This window comes from Pseudoalteromonas sp. Isolate6 (genome assembly GCF_022398435.1).
GTDB classification, from domain to species: domain Bacteria; phylum Pseudomonadota; class Gammaproteobacteria; order Enterobacterales; family Alteromonadaceae; genus Pseudoalteromonas; species Pseudoalteromonas galatheae.
In genome coordinates this window covers 1-18,618 of record NZ_JAKEVK010000079.1, presented here as the reverse complement: position 1 = coordinate 18,618, position 18,618 = coordinate 1, and the positions used below count along the sequence as shown (strand labels likewise).

Below are 18,618 nucleotides of genomic sequence, written 5' to 3'. Positions count from 1 at the left end.
TTTCAATACATATTCTGTACATAATTCCGATTTATTATTTCACTTTGTTATATAGCGGGTTTATCTATCTTGTGCTAAAAATTCTAATACAAAAGGTCTGAATCCCGTGTTAGCATTGAGAAATCGGAAAAAATAGAGTGTGTCCAAAATGAGCAGTAGTGCTTTTTTGTTATTAGATAAAGAACCAGTTAACACCATTGGTATCAATGTGTTACAACCTTTGTTGAAAACCCAAGGGTTGGATGTGACAACTGGAACTGATATCTCAGATGTGCCTGAAGGTACTCGATTACTTTTCATCGAAACCGCGGTAAATGATTCTTGGGGTAAATTAAAAGAACAACTTGTCAACCTCAAAGTAAAATGCGATATCGTGCTGTTCAACTTAGATGAAAATCCAGAGCTTGCTAATCGTGCGCTACTCAGCGGCATTCGTGGTGTATTCTACACGACAGACAATGCCGACGTGCTAATGAAAGGGATCCGCATGTTACTTGAAGATCAACTTTGGTATCGCCGTGACGTAATGTGTAACGTGTTAAATCGCATGCTGCAATTTAATAAAGATGCATTACATAAACTAACCGAAGGTGATATCGAACCTGTGAAACTCACTAAGCGAGAAAAAGCAATTATCGCGCTAATGAGTAAAGGGGCGAAAAACAAAGAGATCGCTGAAGAGCTAAACATCAGTCCACACACGGTAAAAACACATCTATATAGTGCATTTCGCAAAACCAAATGTCGTAACCGTATCGAACTTCTTTCGTGGGCCCAACAGAATATTCCTGACGAAATTCGCTAAACTATATATTGAACCGACTGACGAAAGTCGACAGAGAAAAGGTAGCGCTGACATGATGATCTCAGCGCTTCTCTCAGTTATAAACTTTACTGCCTTAGCGAATACCTCTATGCTAAGCTTTTATCGCAACTGAAAGCAATTTTAGGTAAATGCTCGACCCAAAAACCCTCTACCTAACCAGTCTCGTCATGACTGCAATGATGGCACTTCTTACCTTTTTAACTTGGCGAGCAAATAAAAGCACACCTGGAACACTACTCTATATTTTTTACCCATTAGTTTTGCTCTGCGCGATTTCTTCTTTTGCGTTACATGGCTATTTTAACAACTGGGAAACCATTCCCATTGCTAACACCTTGTTATTCGCCGCTTCCATTATTCATTGCATGGCGATACGGCAGTTTTTAGGGATCAGAGGCCCTTCTTTTAAGCTATTTCTCGGTGTAACCGCTGGGCTTTTCATATTACTGATTTACAGCAGTATTATTGCCCCCAATCTGAGAGATCGGATGCTTATCTCTGATTTACAGCACATCGCTGAAGCTGCGCTACTCCTATATTTTTTTAGCCGCTTTGCACGAAACAAATACCCCAATGGCAGCATAGTCTATATCACTATTTTACTCATCATTCTGGTGATATTTACAGGCAGAACCTTGCTGATGGGGGATGTTACTCATTTCACGCTTTTCAAAGAAAACTGGTTTACTATCACCATTTTCTTCAATGGTGTTCTTGCTCCTATTTTTTATGCAACAGGTATGGCGCTGTTATGTAATGAGCAAAGAGAACAAAATCTGAATAAATTAGCATTAAAAGCACAGCAAGACCTAGAGCTGCGCGGTATGTTTTTATCAACGATCAGCCATGAGATCCGAACCCCACTTAATGGTATTTTAGGAAGTGCTCAACTGATACTAGGACGCACCACAGACAGTCGCAACAAAGCTTATTGTGAAGCTATCGTAAATTCAGCTGAATCATTAAATCTACTAATTGATAAAGTACTAGACTACGCGAGTTTGGAACAAAGCGATGAAGCTTTGTACGAAGAAGACGTTGAGCTTAGAAGTTGGCTACAAAACCTTTGTTTGCTGCTAAGTCCGCTTGCAGAGCAAAAAAAGCTACACTTTGAATTGGTGTACGAGCTGCCCGATCAGGTGTGTTACTACTTTGACCAGCAGAAACTACGACAGATCCTAATTAACCTCGTTGGAAATGCCATAAAATTCACCGATAGAGGCGAGGTAAAACTCAAAGTTGAGATTTTAAAAGACCAACAAATTGAGCATAAAGTGCGCTTTAGTATCACGGACTCAGGGCCAGGTATTGATAGTGAAGACATTAATAAACTAACTGAGCCTTACGTACAAAGTAGTGCCGGTAAAGTTAAAGGTGGTACAGGTTTGGGCCTCGCCATTACTAGCCGCTTGCTCAACCGCTTGAATTCACAACTAGATATCAAAAGTGAGCTAAGTAAAGGCAGCACATTTAGTTTTGATTTACTATTAAACATTGGCGAACTGAGCTTAGTAGAGCAACGTCCGCAGCATGATAACTGTATCACGGGTCTAAAAGTGCTGTTGGTAGAGGACTTAGATCTCAACCAAAAAATCGCTATCGAGTTTATGGCAGAAGATGAGCATAAGGTTAAATTGGCAACCAATGGTAAAAGCGCCATTGAGATGCTGGTAGAACACCGTTTCGATGTCGTACTGTTAGACATGAATTTGCCCGATCTTTCCGGGCAAGAAGTATTAAAACAGCTACAAAACTGTGAGCATAAAAACAAGCGAACTCCATTTTTAGCCTTTACCGCCAGCCTCAGCCCCGATGAGGTCAAAGAGTATCTAGCACTTGGCATTCGCGATATCGTTGGTAAACCGATAAAACAAGAAAAGTTACGCCAAGCGCTGAGCGAATCACAGTCCCCGAAAAAGGCTAGTGTAAGCGTGGAATTGCCCGATACTCTTTACGATGAAACAGCCGTAAATGCTTTGAAATCAGGGTTTAGTGAGGATGAAGTTTCTTCGATTTACAACGAGTTTGTATTATCTGCACGAAATAAACTTATTCATATTCAGCAATTATTGGAACAAGACCGAGAACAATGCATCAGACAACTTCACCGCCAAGCCAGCACGGCCTTGCAACTCGGGTTTAATCGCTACGGTTCAAATTTGAAAAAAGCAGAGCGCCGATTATTGGACGGAAAATCTTGTCACGATGAACTCACAGAAGCCATGACGCTATGGCAAGACAGCCTTGCGGCCTACCTCCAGTTTGTCCGCAAAGAGGCTATAGGATAAGCGTTATGATACGCACTCGATTTAACACCCGCTCATTTTGCGGGGTTAAACGCATCTCGTTCGACATCATCATAAAATTTGTTCATGCTTAGTGCCAATTTATATTAACGCTAACTTACTTAGACGCGTTACGCGTCTGAGATAAAAACTATAAAATTAGGGAACATCTATGTCATTTTTTAAAACCCCCCTAGCGATTGCTATCGGTGCAGCTGTGATTAGTTTAGCTCAACCAGCCAGCGCTGATGATGCTGTTACAGCCGCGCAAGCAGAAGAAAAATCAACTAAAGGCTGGGATGTGCTCAACCCACCAGGCGAAAAGCAAACCATCACCATTGATACTAACGAAACCACCTGGAGTAACTTAGATGTTAGTCCTGATGGTAAGCACATCGTCTTTGATATGCTTGGCGACCTTTACATCATGCCAATTGGCGGCGGTAAAGCAACAGCACTCACAGCAGATATGGGCTGGAACATTCAACCTAAGTTTTCCCCTGACGGTAAATACATCGCGTTTATCTCTGATCGCGCAGGCGGTGACAACCTGTGGGTGATGGACGTTGACGGTCAAAATCTACGCCAGGTGTCAAAAGAAGTAAATAACCTTATTCATAACCCGGCATGGTCACCAGATGGTCAATATATTGCGGTAAAACAGGGTCAAGTAACAGGCCGTACCATCCCAGCAGGTTCAATACGCATGTATCACATCAGTGGTGGTAAAGGCGTATTAGTTCGCGAACGTCTGCATGGTACAAGCTCTCAAAAGAACGTTGCAGAACCCGCGTTTTCTCACGACGGTAAAAAAATCTATTACTCAGTTGACGCAACCTCAGGCGTACGCTGGGAGTATAATAAAAACTCGCTCGACTCTGTTTTTGAAATTCGTAGTTGGGATTTAGCTACAGGTGAAGAAGAAACCGTGATCCGTGGTGCCGGAGGTGCTATTCGCCCAACCGTTAGCCCTGACGGTAAATCAATTGCGTTTGTTAAGCGCGAAGACAACAGCAACGAAATGGTCAGCGCTTTATACATCAAAGATTTACGTTCAGGTATTGAGACTCGTGTATATTCAGGGCTTGACCGTGATTTGCAAGAAGCCAATGGTGCACATGGTAACACGCCTTCTTTTGCTTACACGCCAGATGGTAAATCCCTGGTTTTTTGGGCAAAAGGGGTATTCAACCGCGTCAATATAGAGTCAAAAGAGGTGAGCATCATCCCTACTCGTGTTGTTGCTGAAAAACAGATTACACCGGCACTGCGTTTTGCTGTGGATGTTGCACCTGATACTTTTAAAATTAAACTCGCGCGCTGGTCGCAAATTTCTCCAGATGGTGAAACTGCGCTATTCCAAGCGCTTGGCTACCTTTACATAAAAGACATTGAGTCAGGTAAAGTAAGGCGCCTCACTAAACAAACCAACCACTTTGAGTTCTACCCAAGCTACTCTCGCGATGGTAAGTCTATCGTCTACACGACGTGGAATGACAAAGACTTAGGCGCGATACGTGTTGTATCTGCAACTGGCGGTAAGGGTAAAGTGATCACCCAAGAACCAGGTCACTATATCTCCCCTAGTTTTTCACCTGATGGTAAAAACGTGCTATTTAAAAAGGTCACGGGTGGCTACTTGTTAAGTGGCGATTGGTCAATGCACCCAGGTATTTATCTGATTGATGCCAAAGGCGGCGAAGCAAAGCGCATTATTAAAAATGGTGATAATCCTCACTTTGGAGCCGACTCAGAGCGCATTTACTTCTCAACAATGAGTGACGAAACACATCGTGAGCTTAAAAGTGTTAACCTCAATGGCCAAGAAGAACGTAGCCACTTCAAAGGTGATTACGTCTTTGATTTTAAAGTCTCTCCAAACGGCCAATACGTGGCATTTATCGAGCACTTCAATACCTTTGTTGCACCTTTTACCAGTACAGGTAAAGCCCTATCAATTAACAAGGGTGAGAAAGCTTTCCCAGTTAAGCAAGTGTCAAAGTACTCTGGTGATTTCCTAAATTGGAAAGCGGATAGCAGCGCGCTAACTTGGGCATTTGGTCCCACACTTTATCAACGCAAACTGACTGACACTTTCGCTTTCGTCGATGGTGCATCTGACAACACCGACGAGCTAACCGCTGAAGGCATTGACTTAAGTTTTGAGCAAAAAGCAGATAAGCCTGAAGGTATGATTGCGCTAGTCGGCGGTAAAGTAGTGACTATGCGTAACGCTGAGAACGAACAAGAAATCATCGACAATGGTGTTATTCTGATCAAAGAGAATCGCATCGTTGCGGTCGGTAAGCAAGGTGAACTAGACGTTCCTAGCACAGCTAAAGTGATGGATATTAGCGGTAAAACCGTGATCCCAGGACTTATCGATGCCCACGCACATGGCAGCTACGGCAGCCGTAACCTGCAACCACAACAGAACTGGAATCAATACTCAAACTTGAGCTTCGGTGTGACAACTATCCATGATCCTTCCAATGACTCTGGTGAGGTGTTCTCAATGGCTGAGTTGCAAAAAGCAGGTCTCACCGTGGCCCCAAGAACCTACTCTGTCGGCCGTATCTTATATGCTGGCAATGCACCTGGCTACAAAACACCTATCAGCAACCTTGAAGACGCTGAATTCCATGTTAAACGTTTAAAAGACGCAGGCGCTATTTCGGTGAAGAGTTACAATCACCCTCGTCGTGAGACGCGTCAACAAGTGTTGGAGGCGGCAAAAAACATGGAAATCATGGTTGTACCTGAAGGTGGCTCAAAATTCCAACACAACATGAACATGATAATCGATGGTCACACAGGTGTTGAACATGCCTTACCGATTGCGAATATTTACTCTGATATCGAACAAATGTGGGGGCAAACAAACGTTGGCTTTACTCCGACTTTTGCTGTTGCCTACGGCGGTATTGCTGGTGAAGAATATTGGTATCATCACACCAATGTATGGGAAAACGAGCGCTTGATGAGCTTTGTTCCTGAATATATAGTCAAACCAAGGTCAATTCGCCCAAGCAAAGCGCCTGAACGTCACTACAACCACATTAATGTCGCTAAAACTGCGAAACAGTTGCGTGATAAAGGTGTTACTGTACACATTGGTGCTCACGGCCAACGGGAAGGTTTAGCAGCACATTGGGAGTTATGGTCAATGGCCCAAGGTGGCTTTACCCCATGGCAGGCGCTTCGTAGTGGTACTATCGATGGCGCGAGATATTTAGGGCTAGATCGCGACCTTGGCACGATTGAACAAGGGAAACTAGCTGACCTTGCCATCATTGATGGAGATGTACTTTCTAATATTCGTGAATCAGAAAAAGTTGCCTACACCGTGATCAATGGCCGTATCTATGATGCAGCGACCATGAATGAAATTGGTAACTATGATAATAAACGCCAGCCTTTCTTCTTTGAAAATGGCGTACAAACACAAATGCACCCAGCAACCGCTGAGTACATGGAAGAAAAAGCCCATACCTATCACTGGAAACATTAATACCAATTGAATTAATTCTCTAATCAATTTGAAGGGTGAAATAGATCATTTACTTAATACAACTGGTATAAAGTCTCGCTCTTGTAAAAGAGAAAGGTTAAATGTAAAAGCTCGGCCATAAAGATAGCCGAGCTTTTTTCTTTTTTGTCTAGATCTTAACCAATACTGTTCTATGCTGTTATAGGTACCTCCAGCAACAGGGAATTAGGTTATGTCCGGGTTTTCACAGTTCTTTAGCTCTCTTAATTTAACTAAAAAGCTGATTTTTGCATTTCTAATCGTCGCCCTCGTGCCACTAATAGTGATTATTTCTATTGCACTTTATACCGCATCAAATGCCATGACAGCGCAAGTATATTCACAACTTGGAGCAGTGAGTGAGATTAAAAAAAGTGCGGTTAACCGCTATTTTGAGACCGTTGAGGATAAGCTGAATGCCTTTACGGCAAATCCATTGCTTCCCGTGATCGCACAAGAGTTCATTACCAGCTTTCCAAGCGCCCAAGGCGATACAAACTATGTCAAGCTATCTCGATTTTACGATGAAGTGTTCGTACCTAAGTTTAATCAAGAAAACCCAGAGGACACCAGTACCGAAAAACTAATCAGTAATATTTCAGAGTCAGGTCTTGCACTGCAAGCACGCTACCTAGCCAGTAATCCCTACCCTGTTGGCGAGAAATATAAGTTTATTGAAACTGGGCATTTAGATAGTTATGACTTAGCTCACCGTAGCTATCATCCGTACATGTTGAACATTGCCGACATCTACGAGTTTTACGATATCTTTATTATTGACCCTCGCAACGGCAATATTGTCTATTCTGTATTTAAAGAAGTTGATTTTGCTACATCACTAGAGTCAGGTCCCTATGCCAATAGTAATTTAGCTTCTCTTTATCGAGAACTAAAAAACTCAACCGATCCAACAATCAGTACATTTGCCGATTATAAACAATACCTCCCTTCTTATAATGCGCCCGCTAGTTTTATCGCTAAACCCATAGTGGTTAATGGTCAAACCGTTGCAATTGTTGCTGCACAATTATCTATTGATGCCATCAACACTATCATGACCGAACGAGAGGGCTTGGGAGGAAGTGGTGAAACCTACTTAGTCGGTCCTGAGGGCCTAATGCGCTCTGATTCCTTCTTAGACCCACAAAACCACTCAGTGGTAAATTCATTCCGATATCCTGAGCGCGGCAAAGTAGCAACATTTGCGGTCTCTCAAGCATTGAATAATAAATCTGGACAACAAGTTATTCAGGACTATAACGGCGAAGCCGTGTTATCTGCTTATACACCGGTAGAGGTCTTTAATACCCGTTGGGCGCTACTTGCCGAGATGGACGAGTCAGAAGCATTCGCTTCCGTCACTTCACTCTCTCAATATCTGATGATTATTTTAGCCGTTACTATCGTATTAGTACTAATCGTCGCCTACTGGTTCTCAAAAACGCTCACAAAACCCGTCCACGAATTGGTGGAAACCATGAAGTTGGTTGAACAGGAAGGCAACTTTTCTTTGCGAGCCCCCATTCGAAGTCATGATGAAATAGGCAACAGTGCACAAGCATTTAATTCATTACTGGATGCGTTGCAGCTTTCTATCACAGAAGCTAACCGCGTCATGAATCAAATGGCATCGGGCAAGTTTGAAGAGCGTATAAAAGTACCTTGTCGAGGCGAACTAGAAACCCTAAAAGATGCCACTAACCACTGCGCCAATACCTTAAGTCGAGCTATTTCTGAGCTTAATGAAATTTCTATTGATATGGCAAATGGTCAGTTTGATACCAAACTCAGCGCTCCGATGTCTGGCGACTTAGACCTGCTCAAAAATAATATCAATGATTCCTTGTCTTCGATTAATTCAACCATGAACGGTATAGTTCATGTGATGGCCAATATTGAGCAAGGTAACTTTAAGGAACAAGTAACCGTACCCGCTAAAGGAAAATTAGCACAACTCAAAGATTCGGTAAATAATTCCGTACGTAGCCTTAGCAGCGCGATTGACGGTATCAGCACGATTATGTCTGCACTGCGTCAAGGCAACTTCTCTGCGCAACTTGATGCTCCACTCGCAGGCCAATTAGAGACGTTAAAACAAGATATCAACTCCAGCATGGCAAACCTAGACGGAGTGATGAAAGAGATCGGCGCTGTAATGGCCGGTGTCAGCAATGGCGACTTTAAACAACAGGTAGATGTAGTAGCAACAGGCCAACTAGCTCAACTTAAAGATGATATCAATGCTTCCGTCACCGCCGTTGATGTCGCTATCTCAGAAATCTCAACAGTGATGATGGCAATTAGTCATGGTCGATTTGATCGCACCATTCAATCTGCGATGTCTGGCCAGCTTGACAATCTTAAAGGTGATATCAACCGTTCAGTCGAGAACCTAAATCAAGTTATTGAAGAACTCGGCAGTGTAATGGGTGCAATGTCCGAAGGTAACTTTAGCCAAAAAATAGAGTTACAACTACAAGGTCAATTACAGCAACTAAAAGAAGACGTAAACGGCTCGACCTCACAAGTTTCAGATGCTATCTCAGAAGTCAGTAGTGTGTTGGCGAATGTTGCTAAGGGCGATTTAAGTAATAAAGTGGATGGTAAATATTTTGGCGTGTTTAAATCTCTTCAAGAGGACACCAATACCACAATTCAAAAGCTCACCAGTGTCATTGAAGGGATCCAAGCCGCAGCAAACTATGTTGCCCAAAGTGCTGGAGAAATAGCGGCGAGTAACACCGAAATCAGCCAACGCACAGAAGAGCAAGCAGCAAACTTAGAAGAAGCCAGTGCCAGCACTGGCAATATGCTAGATGAGCTTACTAAGGTTTCAAACCAATCAGGTGATGCCGTAGGACTGGCAACAAACGCAGAAAACATAGCCAAAGAAGGAGGCAATTTATCTGCCCAAACCGTAGCCGCTATCATTGAGGTGAACAAAGCCAGTAAAGACATTAATGAAATTGTATCCGTGATTGATGGGCTTGCGTTTCAAACCAACCTACTGGCACTTAATGCCGCCGTCGAAGCGGCACGAGCGGGAGAAAATGGCCGCGGCTTTGCCGTCGTTGCAAATGAGGTGCGGGAACTAGCAGGGCGCAGCGCCGCCTCTGCAAAGCAAATTAAAGAAATTATCTCTAACAGTAATCAGAAGGTAGAGCAAGGTACTGAGCTTGCGAATAGTTCCGGTGAAAAGCTGCAACAAATCGTTGGTGCAGTGAGTGATGTAAATAACAACATCATTAAAATCAATGAATCGACCTCAATGCAGCAGCAAGCCATCAAAGAAGTGGATTTGGTGGTGCAACGACTGACGGATCTTATTCAAGAAAACTCTGCAATTACCGAAGAAACAATGGCAGCGGCAAGACAAATGGCCGAGCAAGCCCACGAAATGCGCACCCAGTTGAGCTATTTCCGTTTATCAAAAAATGATTACAGCGCCACTGGCAGAGAAGGTGAATTGCTTGTGCATCAATATAATGCATCTTAGAACCTGTTGAGTTTCGAGTTAGAGCATGCCCAACTAAGCCTTTTAGTTGGGCATGTTATGCATGTACCAATGTGTATTATGCCAGCGTAAATTTATCCGCATCGAGATGGGCTGGAAATTTAGCTTTATACTGCTGCAAGTCGCTCAGTTTTAGCTTTACGGTAATAACTTCTGCTTGGTCATCTGCTGCCGAAACAAGACTATTACCATTGAAGTCAATCGCTTTTGTACCACCATTATGCGCGGTGCCATACCCATCTTCACCTACGCGATTTACCGCAAGCACAAAGCACTGATTCTCGATTGCACGAGCAGCCAGTAGAGTATCCCAATGATTTCGGCGTGCCGCTGGCCAGTTTGCAATATTAATCATAACCTCATAATCATTCTGATTACGCTGAAATACAGGGAAACGTAAGTCATAGCAGATCTGCGGTAAGAATTTTATGCCTTTTAATTCGAACACTTCACGGTGCTCACCAGCAACCACAAAATCCCCCTCATTACCTAAACAGAATAAGTGTCTTTTGTCATAATGAAGTATCTCTCCATCCGGTTGGCACCACACCATACGGTTGGCCTTTTTATCTCCTTGCGGAACCAATATGCTGCCCGCAACAACAGCTTCAAAGCGCTGAGCACATTGCTGTAAAAACTCGATGGCTGCATCAGCATAACGCTCAACACCCAGCTCTTTTACGGCGAAGCCGGTAGCAAATGTCTCTGGTAGCAAAATTAAATCGCTTGGCTCAACATTTTCTAGCAAACGTTCAATATGGGTAAAGTTGGCCTCAGGTGAAAGCCATTGGATATCTGTTTGAACAAGAGTAACGGTTAAAGTTGACATAAGCGTTTTGCAGCCTCTTCTAATGTCTTATTTTCCTTAGCAAAGCATAATCGAATGACCTTGTCTTCAGATGCTTGTTGGTAAAAAACACTGAGTGGCACTGCCGCCACCCCAACCTCTTCCACCAGATAGCGACAAAAGGCAACATCATCAAGATCAGAAATTTCACTGTAATCCAAAAGCAAAAAATAAGTCCCTTCACTTGGCAACAAAGTAAATCGGCTTGACGCTAACGCCTTAACCAGAACATCGCGTTTTTGTTGATAAAATCCACTCAGCTCATCAACGTGCTCAGGATGTTCAGCAAGCATATCTGCCAATGCAAGTTGTGCCGGAGTGAAGCTTGAGAATGTTACATACTGATGGATCTTTCTAAACTCAACAGTCATTTGCTTTGGCGCCACACAGTAGCCCATTTTCCAGCCTGTACTATGAAAAGTTTTACCAAAGCTTGAGATCACAAACGCACGCTCAAACAATACAGGATCAGTTAATGCGCTCAAATGGGGCAAACCATCAAAGGTAATATGCTCGTATACTTCATCACTGATCAATAACAAGTCATGCTGATTTAGCAACTGTTTCAGCTGCGCTATATCTGACGGCTTCAGCGTTTTAGCCGTCGGATTATGCGGTGTATTGATGATAATAGCACGGGTATTTGGGTTGATACTCGCTGCGACTTGCTGCCAATCAATTTGGTAATGCGGTGCAGTCAACGCGATGTGCACGGCTTTCCCCCCAGCCAGTTCAATTGCTGGCTCATAAGAGTCGTAAGCTGGATCAAATACAATAACTTCGTCCCCTTCAGATACTATCGCCTGAATTGCCACGAAGAGTGCTTCCGTTGCGCCCGAGGTCACCGTGATCTGTTCTTGTCCTGAAACATTCACCTGATAACGACGTTCAATTAATGCCGCAACTTGTGCTTGCAAGCTCGGTACGCCAGCAGAAGGCGAATACTGGTTTTGACCTTCGCCAACATAGTGGCTCAGTTGTGATTTGAGGTAATCAGGCGCATCAAACTCCGGAAAGCCTTGCGATAGGTTGATCGCACCATGCTCATTCGCTAATGCCGTCATTTGGCTAAATATGCTAATTCCAACCTGAGGTAATTTACTTTTCACTGCAACACTCTCTTTCTTATGGTGCTAATCGTGAGTGGATGCTATCATTGCTTAAAATAGATGTATAGCCGTCCAAACGCATTTGATATATAGGTGTTAACTATGCACACACAAGCCGCAAAACTCGCGCTTATCGAAGCAGGAGCTTGGGTTGCTCAGCAAGGCTGGGTTCCCGCGACTGGTGGTAATTTCTCTATCAAAACAGACTCTGGCTTTGTTGTCACGGCCAGCGGCTTTGATAAAGGTAAATTAACACCAGAACAATTTCTGGAATTAGACACCACAGGCACCATCATTGCTGGTGGTGGCAAGCCTTCAGCCGAAACCGCATTACACCTAAAATTATATGAATTATGCGCGGGTGCACAGTGCATATTACACACTCATTCCGTTGCTGCGACGGTGTTATCGCGATTTATTCAAGGCGAGCAATTTCAGATCTGTGGTTATGAAATGCAAAAGTCACTGTCTGGCATTCAATCGCATGAAGAAACCTTATCCATTGCTATTTTTGATAACGATCAGGATATAGAGCGGCTAGCACAGCGCGTGGCGCAATCTCATCAAACTACACCGGTTATACACGGTGTATTGATCCGAGGTCACGGGTTATACGCAGTGGGCCGTACAGTGCAAGAAACGCGTCGTCATATTGAGGGCTTAGAGTTTTTATTTGCCTGCGAATTAGAACGCATTAAATTGGAGGGGCGCCAATGATCAAAGCCATTTTAACAGATATTGAAGGGACAATTACCCGCATCTCATTTGTTAAAGAGATACTATTCCCGTATGCTGCTGCGCATTTACCGCAATTTATTCGCGACCATCAGCATGACGCCGCCGTTACCGAGCAAATTAGTGCCGTCAGAGCAGAATTGGATAATACTAACGCTGATATTGATACCGTGATTGCCGCGCTACTTGAGTGGATCGCCGCTGATAAAAAAATCACGCCATTAAAACAGCTACAGGGTCTCGTTTGGCAGTTTGGCTATACAAACGGCGATTTTACCGGACATTTGTATGAAGATGCCTACCAGTTTTTAACACAACAAAAAGCGAATGGCCGCGACCTCTACGTATATTCGTCGGGTTCTGTGAAAGCGCAGCAGCTACTATTTGCCCACTCAGACTATGGTGATATTCGCCCGCTATTTAGTGACTACTTTGATACTAAAGTGGGTGCCAAGCAGGAAATTTCGGCGTATCAGAATATTATTGCAACCCTACCGTATGAAGCGGATCAAATCCTCTTTTTAAGCGATATCGTAGCCGAGCTAGACGCGGCAAAGGCCGCTGGCATGCAAACATTACAACTGTTTAGAGATGCACAAGCAACATCACCTGAACATCCAGTTATATCAAGCTTTGACCATTTTGATGAAGGGGCATTTTCATGAGTCAACTGACTATCTACCAGGTACAGAATCCAAGCCAAGCTTTACAGCAAGAGCAAGACGCAAACATCATCGCATCTTTACTCGCAGAGCAAGGCGTACGCTTTGAACAATGGCAGACTAGCACCGATATCACAGCTGAAATGTCACAAGACGACATTATTAATGCCTACCAGAGCGATATTGAAAGATTAAAGGCACAAGGCGGTTATCAAACTGTCGACGTGATTTCACTCGCAAAGGGCAACCCTAACGCCTCTGAGTTGAGACAGAAATTTCTTTTTGAACATACTCATAGCGAAGATGAAGTGCGTTTTTTTGTTAAAGGACAAGGGCTATTCTGCTTACACTTAAACGATAAAGTATACCAAGTTTTATGCCAGCAAGGTGACCTAATCTCAGTGCCAGAAAATACGCCTCATTGGTTTGATATGGGTAGCGAACCAGAGTTTACGGCCATTCGCCTGTTCAATAATCAAGAGGGTTGGGTTGCGAAAAGCACGGACTCTGAAATTGCAAAACAGTTTCCATTGCTTGACTAGTCCCACTCAGTTAGCTCTGGTTACAGTGGATAGCCAGAGCTACTAAGAGGGATTGCGCCATTGTTTAACAATATTTTAGTCTTTTTTGAAAGCGCCTATTAAAACATCATCACCCGTAAACAACCCCGTATCCAACACCCATCCGGTGATCAAACTCGCTGGCGTAACATCGAATGCTGGGTTGTATACCTCTGCATTGTTGGGTGCCCATTGGCAATCACCAAAACTACCACTGACACCGGTTACTTCGCTTTTGGCGCGTTGTTCAATTGGAATGGCTGCGCCATTTGGACAGCTTCTATCCAACGTTGTGATCGGGGCAACCACATAAAAAGGAATATTATGGAAATGAGCTAACACCGCGAGATTGTAAGTGCCAACTTTATTCGCAAAATCACCGTTTGCCGCAATCCTATCTGCCCCTACAAAGATTTTATCGACTTTACCCGCCGCCATTAAACTCGCAGCCATATTGTCACAGATTAGCGTGTATGGGATTTGCCATGCATCTAGTTCGAACGCAGTAAGCCGACCACCTTGTAACAGTGGCCTAGTCTCATCAACCCAAACATGAATGTCACCATGTTGTTTTGCAGCATGATGGATTACGCCAAGAGCGGTGCCTACACCTGCCGTTGCCAGCGCACCAGTATTACAGTGAGTAAGAATATTGTCTCCCGCATTCACAAGCTCTGCACCTATATTTGCCATACGCTCGCATAGCGCAGTGTCTTCTTCAAATAACTGTTCTGCGGTTGTGACCACTTGTTGTTGCCAATCATTCGCTTGTAACGCTTCACGCAATCTCGCCATGTAGTGCATTAAGTTCACCGCTGTAGGGCGTGTTGCTTCAAGTTCATCTATCGAACGGGCAATTGTGTTTTTATCTTTTCCCTGCTCGGCAAGATAACCAATTAACAAACTTGCCGCTAAACCGATAAGCGGAGCGCCGCGAACCTTAAGTGTCAGAATGAGCTCGCTCATCGTCGCAACGTCGCGGCATTCATGCCACACCTGTTGGTGTGGTAGTAAGTATTGATCCAATACCTGTACCACGCCCGATTCAAATTTAAGACTACGTGCAATTAAGGTTTTCATGACATCCCGCTTTTTCAAAGTGTAACTGGTGATATTTTACATCAAGACCTAAAGAAGTATAGACATCTAAACATTTAAAAATATAGAATGCTATTAGCAAATATCCACAAGGTGCAGAAACATGTCGAGCTACATTGAATTTGATGCAGAAAAAGTTATTGATTACATTACTAATTTAGGAAGCTTCTTTGATAAAGATGCAACCTTGTCTTGTTATGAGTTTGGTGATGGCAATCTGAATTTGGTTTTCCGCGTACAAGATACGCAGGAAAATAGCATCATCGTCAAGCAAGCTTTGCCTTACGCTCGATGTGTGGGAGAGAGCTGGCCACTGACGTTAGACAGAGCCAGAATTGAAGCTAGTGTGTTACAACGTCATGGTGAGATCTGCCCAGATACCACAGCAAAAGTGCTGCATCACAATACAGAGCTTGCGGTAACTGTGTTGGAAGATCTTGGTCATCTACGCATTTTGCGTGGTGAATTAAACCAAGCGAACACCTTTGCAAGACTCGGCAAAGACGTCGCAAAGTATCTAGCAAAAACCAGCTTTTACCACTCAAGCTTTTACTTAACACCGAGTGAAAAGAAAGCCCTAGTCACCGAATTCACTAACCCAGAACTTTGTTCGATCACTGAAGATTTGTTCTTTGACGACCCATACCGCGATGCTGAAAGAAACAACTTTCCTGCTGCATTACAATCATCTGTGGAAATACTGAGAAAAAATAAGACGTTATTAGCTGAAGTGGCAAAACTGAAAGCCCAATTTCTCAATGCACCAGAAACCTTACTTCATGGTGATGTCCATACAGGCAGTATTTTCGTCGATGCACAGCATACAAAGCTAATCGATCCAGAGTTTGGCTTTTTTGGCCCCATTGGCTTCGATTTAGGCTCATTTATCGGCAATTTACTGCTTAACTACTGTGCCCAACATGCCCGCATTAACGCTCTGCCAAAACGTCGAAATATGCAGGTTTATTTACTCGATAGTATCGCCACCACCCTATCAAGCTTCTATGTAACTTGGCTTGAACTGGCGAAAACACAAACACGCGACCTGTCGTTGCAAGCAGATGGCTACGCGGAATACTTCCTCACTAAGGTATTGCAAGACGCGGTTGGTTATTGTGGTTGTGAATTGATCCGCCGCACCATTGGTCTCGCACATGTTGCAGACATAGATGCGATTGAAGATGAAGGCGCGCGCCTAGCGGTGCAACAGCGAGCACTACACTTAGGTGAACAGCTCATTATTAATGCCAATAAATGCCGAACGACCGATGATGTGTATCAGCTAATTATTAGTTTTGTAAACTAGCTTAGGCTAGTAAAATAAAAAAGCCCAAAGTTACTACTTTGAGCTTTTTTATTTGAGGAATAATCTTGGTTACTTACGCACTTGATTCATCGTGGTTTCAATATATTTGTCGATTTGGTCTTCAAGCACAAATAATGGTACAGAGCCATGACGTAAGATTTGGTGGTGGAATTCACGGATATCAAACTGATCACCTAGCGCTTTTTCTGCTTTGCGACGTAGGCGCTTAATAGTTAGCTCACCAATTTTGTATGACAATGCCTGAGCCGGCCACGAGATATAGCGGTCAGTCTCCGTTTTCACGTTATGTAAGGACAAGGCAGTGTTGTCTTTCATAAAGTTCATCGCTCGCTCACGGCTCCAGCCAAACATATGCATGCCAGTGTCTACAACCAAACGAGCCGCTCGCCACATCTCATAAGTTAGGCGACCAAAATCACTGTAAGGATCTTGATAAAATCCAGCTTCGATACCTAAAAACTCAGAATATAACCCCCATCCTTCACCAAAAGCTGAAATATATTCGTTACGACGATATTCCGGTAGATAGTCTAGCTCAGCATTAAGGGAGATCTGTAAGTGGTGTCCAGGTACAGCTTCATGCAGAGTCAACGCTTCCAATACATAAAGCGGTCGCTTATCCAGTGCGTAGGTATTTACCCAATAATAGCCAGCGTCGGTATCGCTGCGGGCACCAGAGTAACGTCCAGTTGTATATTTAGGTGCAATGCTCGCTGGCACTGGTGCGACACCGTATGGCTTTCTTGGTAATGTATGGAATAGCTTAGGTAACTGAGCATCCATCTTTTTTGCAATATAAGCAGCTTCTTTGAGTAATTCCTTAGGCGTTTTGGCATAAAACTGTGGATCGGTTCTTAAAAACTGCACAAAGTCGGCAAAAGATCCCTTAAAGCCTACTTTTTTAATAATCTTTTCCATCTCCGCACGGATCCGAGCCACCTCTTTGAGACCAAGCTCATGGATCTCCTTAGGCGTCATATTCGTGGTGGTGTAGTATTTTGCACGATTCGCATAAAATGCCTCACCATTTGGTGTCGAAGAAATTCCAATTTCAGCTCTTGCCGCAGGACGATACTCATTAACAAAGAAATTAAGGTAATTTTGATATGCTGCGATCACATCGCCTTGAATAATCTTTTTGGCACGCTGTTGCAGTGCTTTAAATTCGGCATCAGGTAAACCCGCTTGATTTTGTGTAAACGGACCATAAAACTCGGATTTTGTCACATCATCAACGATATAAGCTTCGATAGAACTTTCATAACCTTCAAGCACAGCTTTCGGCTGGGTCAAACCAACCGCCATACCTTCCTTCATCCAGTCGATATTTTGGTTAAAATAACGAGGAACTTGCTGTAAACGTGCTAAATATAGCTCGTAACCAGCACGCTTTTTAAAGTCATGACCAGAGATCATAAAAGACAAACCAGAATGAAAACCGTATTCCGAGGTTAGCGGCATATAGTGGCTATGAAAGCGATATTCATCGACGCTATTTTGCACTTGCGCACGCAAAATAGTGAGATTGATTTGATTTTCCTCACTTAGCGCTGAAGTGTCGATATTGTCGAGCTGAGCCAAAAACTGTAGACGCTGTTGGTTTGTGGTCGCCAGCTTTTCTGCACTGAGATTTGGCAGTAGAAACTCGGCTTGTACGTCACTACGACCATAAGCATTGATATCACTTCTAAATTTCATGACATCGCTCGCTATTTGAGTAAACTCAGCGTTATTGTCACTTCCGGTGATAGCACAACCAGATAAGGCGACGGTTAGATAAACGGCGACGCTTGAACGCTTAGTCCAAAGCTTTAATTTTGGTGATAACACGCTGACTTCCTCAATACTTTGTTGTTACTCAGCTTGCGGACAATTGCCAAAAATGGCAGCTCCTCTTCGCGCTGAGCTTTTTGTTATGGTGAAATGAACTTTCTGCTAGTCAAAGTAGGAGAGTCCCGTAACAGATGCAACTTAATTCGACAAAATCACGAATATCTCAGATCGAATACAATTTACTCAACCTAGTAAAAATTGATGAGAAAATCAGCAATTCAACAAAAAAATGTAAATTTTCTATTTCAAAGACAAATTTTTTACTTTTAAATTCGGACGATACAGATTAATGT

The 18,618-nt window shown here is 43.4% G+C and carries 12 protein-coding genes; 8 read left to right on the top strand and 4 right to left on the bottom strand.

The window, feature by feature from the left end; all coding sequences use genetic code 11:
* Positions 1-148 precede the first annotated feature (148 nt).
* From L1D50_RS12435 to L1D50_RS12420, 4 genes are all read left to right on the top strand, one after another.
* Positions 149-805, top strand: a complete 657-nt coding sequence (locus tag L1D50_RS12435; RefSeq protein ID WP_128725706.1) for a response regulator transcription factor — start codon at positions 149-151, stop codon at positions 803-805.
* 149 nt (positions 806-954) lie between these two features.
* On the top strand, positions 955-3,114 hold the full coding sequence (locus tag L1D50_RS12430) for an ATP-binding protein (RefSeq protein WP_128725707.1): 2,160 nt from the start codon (positions 955-957) through the stop codon (positions 3,112-3,114).
* A gap of 169 nt (positions 3,115-3,283) precedes the next feature.
* Positions 3,284-6,622, top strand: a complete 3,339-nt coding sequence (locus tag L1D50_RS12425) for an amidohydrolase family protein (protein WP_138521481.1) — start codon at positions 3,284-3,286, stop codon at positions 6,620-6,622.
* Between the two features lie 211 nt (positions 6,623-6,833).
* A complete protein-coding gene (locus L1D50_RS12420; protein WP_239966127.1) occupies positions 6,834-10,136 on the top strand; it encodes a methyl-accepting chemotaxis protein in 3,303 nt (1,100 codons plus the stop codon).
* Between the two features lie 76 nt (positions 10,137-10,212).
* Here L1D50_RS12420 and L1D50_RS12415 read toward each other — a convergent pair whose 3' ends face one another.
* Both L1D50_RS12415 and L1D50_RS12410 read right to left on the bottom strand, forming a co-directional pair.
* Positions 10,213-10,983: an amidohydrolase gene (locus tag L1D50_RS12415; RefSeq protein WP_138521477.1), complete on the bottom strand. Its 771-nt coding sequence runs from the start codon at positions 10,981-10,983 to the stop codon at positions 10,213-10,215.
* Positions 10,971-12,110, bottom strand: a complete 1,140-nt coding sequence (locus L1D50_RS12410) for a methionine aminotransferase (protein WP_128725711.1) — start codon at positions 12,108-12,110, stop codon at positions 10,971-10,973. The genes L1D50_RS12415 and L1D50_RS12410 overlap by 13 nt, the downstream gene beginning before the upstream one ends.
* Positions 12,111-12,212: 102 nt before the next feature.
* Between L1D50_RS12410 and L1D50_RS12405 the strand changes: the two genes are divergently transcribed.
* From L1D50_RS12405 to L1D50_RS12395, 3 genes are read left to right on the top strand one after another with little or no spacing between them, the layout of a single operon-like run.
* On the top strand, positions 12,213-12,827 hold the full coding sequence (locus L1D50_RS12405) for a methylthioribulose 1-phosphate dehydratase (protein ID WP_138521475.1): 615 nt from the start codon (positions 12,213-12,215) through the stop codon (positions 12,825-12,827).
* Positions 12,824-13,510, top strand: a complete 687-nt coding sequence (mtnC, locus tag L1D50_RS12400; protein ID WP_138521473.1) for an acireductone synthase — start codon at positions 12,824-12,826, stop codon at positions 13,508-13,510. Before L1D50_RS12405 ends, mtnC begins: the two co-directional genes overlap by 4 nt.
* On the top strand, positions 13,507-14,049 hold the full coding sequence (locus L1D50_RS12395; protein ID WP_128725713.1) for a cupin domain-containing protein: 543 nt from the start codon (positions 13,507-13,509) through the stop codon (positions 14,047-14,049). The genes mtnC and L1D50_RS12395 overlap by 4 nt, the downstream gene beginning before the upstream one ends.
* A 75-nt stretch (positions 14,050-14,124) precedes the next feature.
* Here L1D50_RS12395 and mtnA read toward each other — a convergent pair whose 3' ends face one another.
* A complete protein-coding gene (mtnA, locus tag L1D50_RS12390) occupies positions 14,125-15,147 on the bottom strand; it encodes an S-methyl-5-thioribose-1-phosphate isomerase (protein WP_138521471.1) in 1,023 nt (340 codons plus the stop codon).
* A 121-nt stretch (positions 15,148-15,268) separates the two neighbouring features.
* On the opposite strand from mtnA, the gene mtnK reads away from it, so the two are divergent.
* Positions 15,269-16,471: an S-methyl-5-thioribose kinase gene (gene mtnK, locus L1D50_RS12385; RefSeq protein WP_138521469.1), complete on the top strand. Its 1,203-nt coding sequence runs from the start codon at positions 15,269-15,271 to the stop codon at positions 16,469-16,471.
* Positions 16,472-16,540: 69 nt separating this feature from the next.
* On the opposite strand, the gene L1D50_RS12380 is transcribed toward mtnK, so the two are convergent.
* A complete protein-coding gene (locus L1D50_RS12380; protein WP_128725716.1) occupies positions 16,541-18,322 on the bottom strand; it encodes a DUF885 domain-containing protein in 1,782 nt (593 codons plus the stop codon).
* Between the last annotated feature and the right edge of the window lie 296 nt (positions 18,323-18,618).

Coding starts and splice junctions, on each gene's coding strand:
- L1D50_RS12435 (WP_128725706.1), top strand. CDS start 149: ATGAGCAGTAGTGCTTTTTTGTTATTAGATAAAGAACCAGTTAACACC.
- L1D50_RS12430 (WP_128725707.1), top strand. CDS start 955: ATGCTCGACCCAAAAACCCTCTACCTAACCAGTCTCGTCATGACTGCA.
- L1D50_RS12425 (WP_138521481.1), top strand. CDS start 3,284: ATGTCATTTTTTAAAACCCCCCTAGCGATTGCTATCGGTGCAGCTGTG.
- L1D50_RS12420 (WP_239966127.1), top strand. CDS start 6,834: ATGTCCGGGTTTTCACAGTTCTTTAGCTCTCTTAATTTAACTAAAAAG.
- L1D50_RS12415 (WP_138521477.1), bottom strand. CDS start 10,983: ATGTCAACTTTAACCGTTACTCTTGTTCAAACAGATATCCAATGGCTT.
- L1D50_RS12405 (WP_138521475.1), top strand. CDS start 12,213: ATGCACACACAAGCCGCAAAACTCGCGCTTATCGAAGCAGGAGCTTGG.
- mtnC (WP_138521473.1), top strand. CDS start 12,824: ATGATCAAAGCCATTTTAACAGATATTGAAGGGACAATTACCCGCATC.
- L1D50_RS12395 (WP_128725713.1), top strand. CDS start 13,507: ATGAGTCAACTGACTATCTACCAGGTACAGAATCCAAGCCAAGCTTTA.
- mtnA (WP_138521471.1), bottom strand. CDS start 15,147: ATGAAAACCTTAATTGCACGTAGTCTTAAATTTGAATCGGGCGTGGTA.
- mtnK (WP_138521469.1), top strand. CDS start 15,269: ATGTCGAGCTACATTGAATTTGATGCAGAAAAAGTTATTGATTACATT.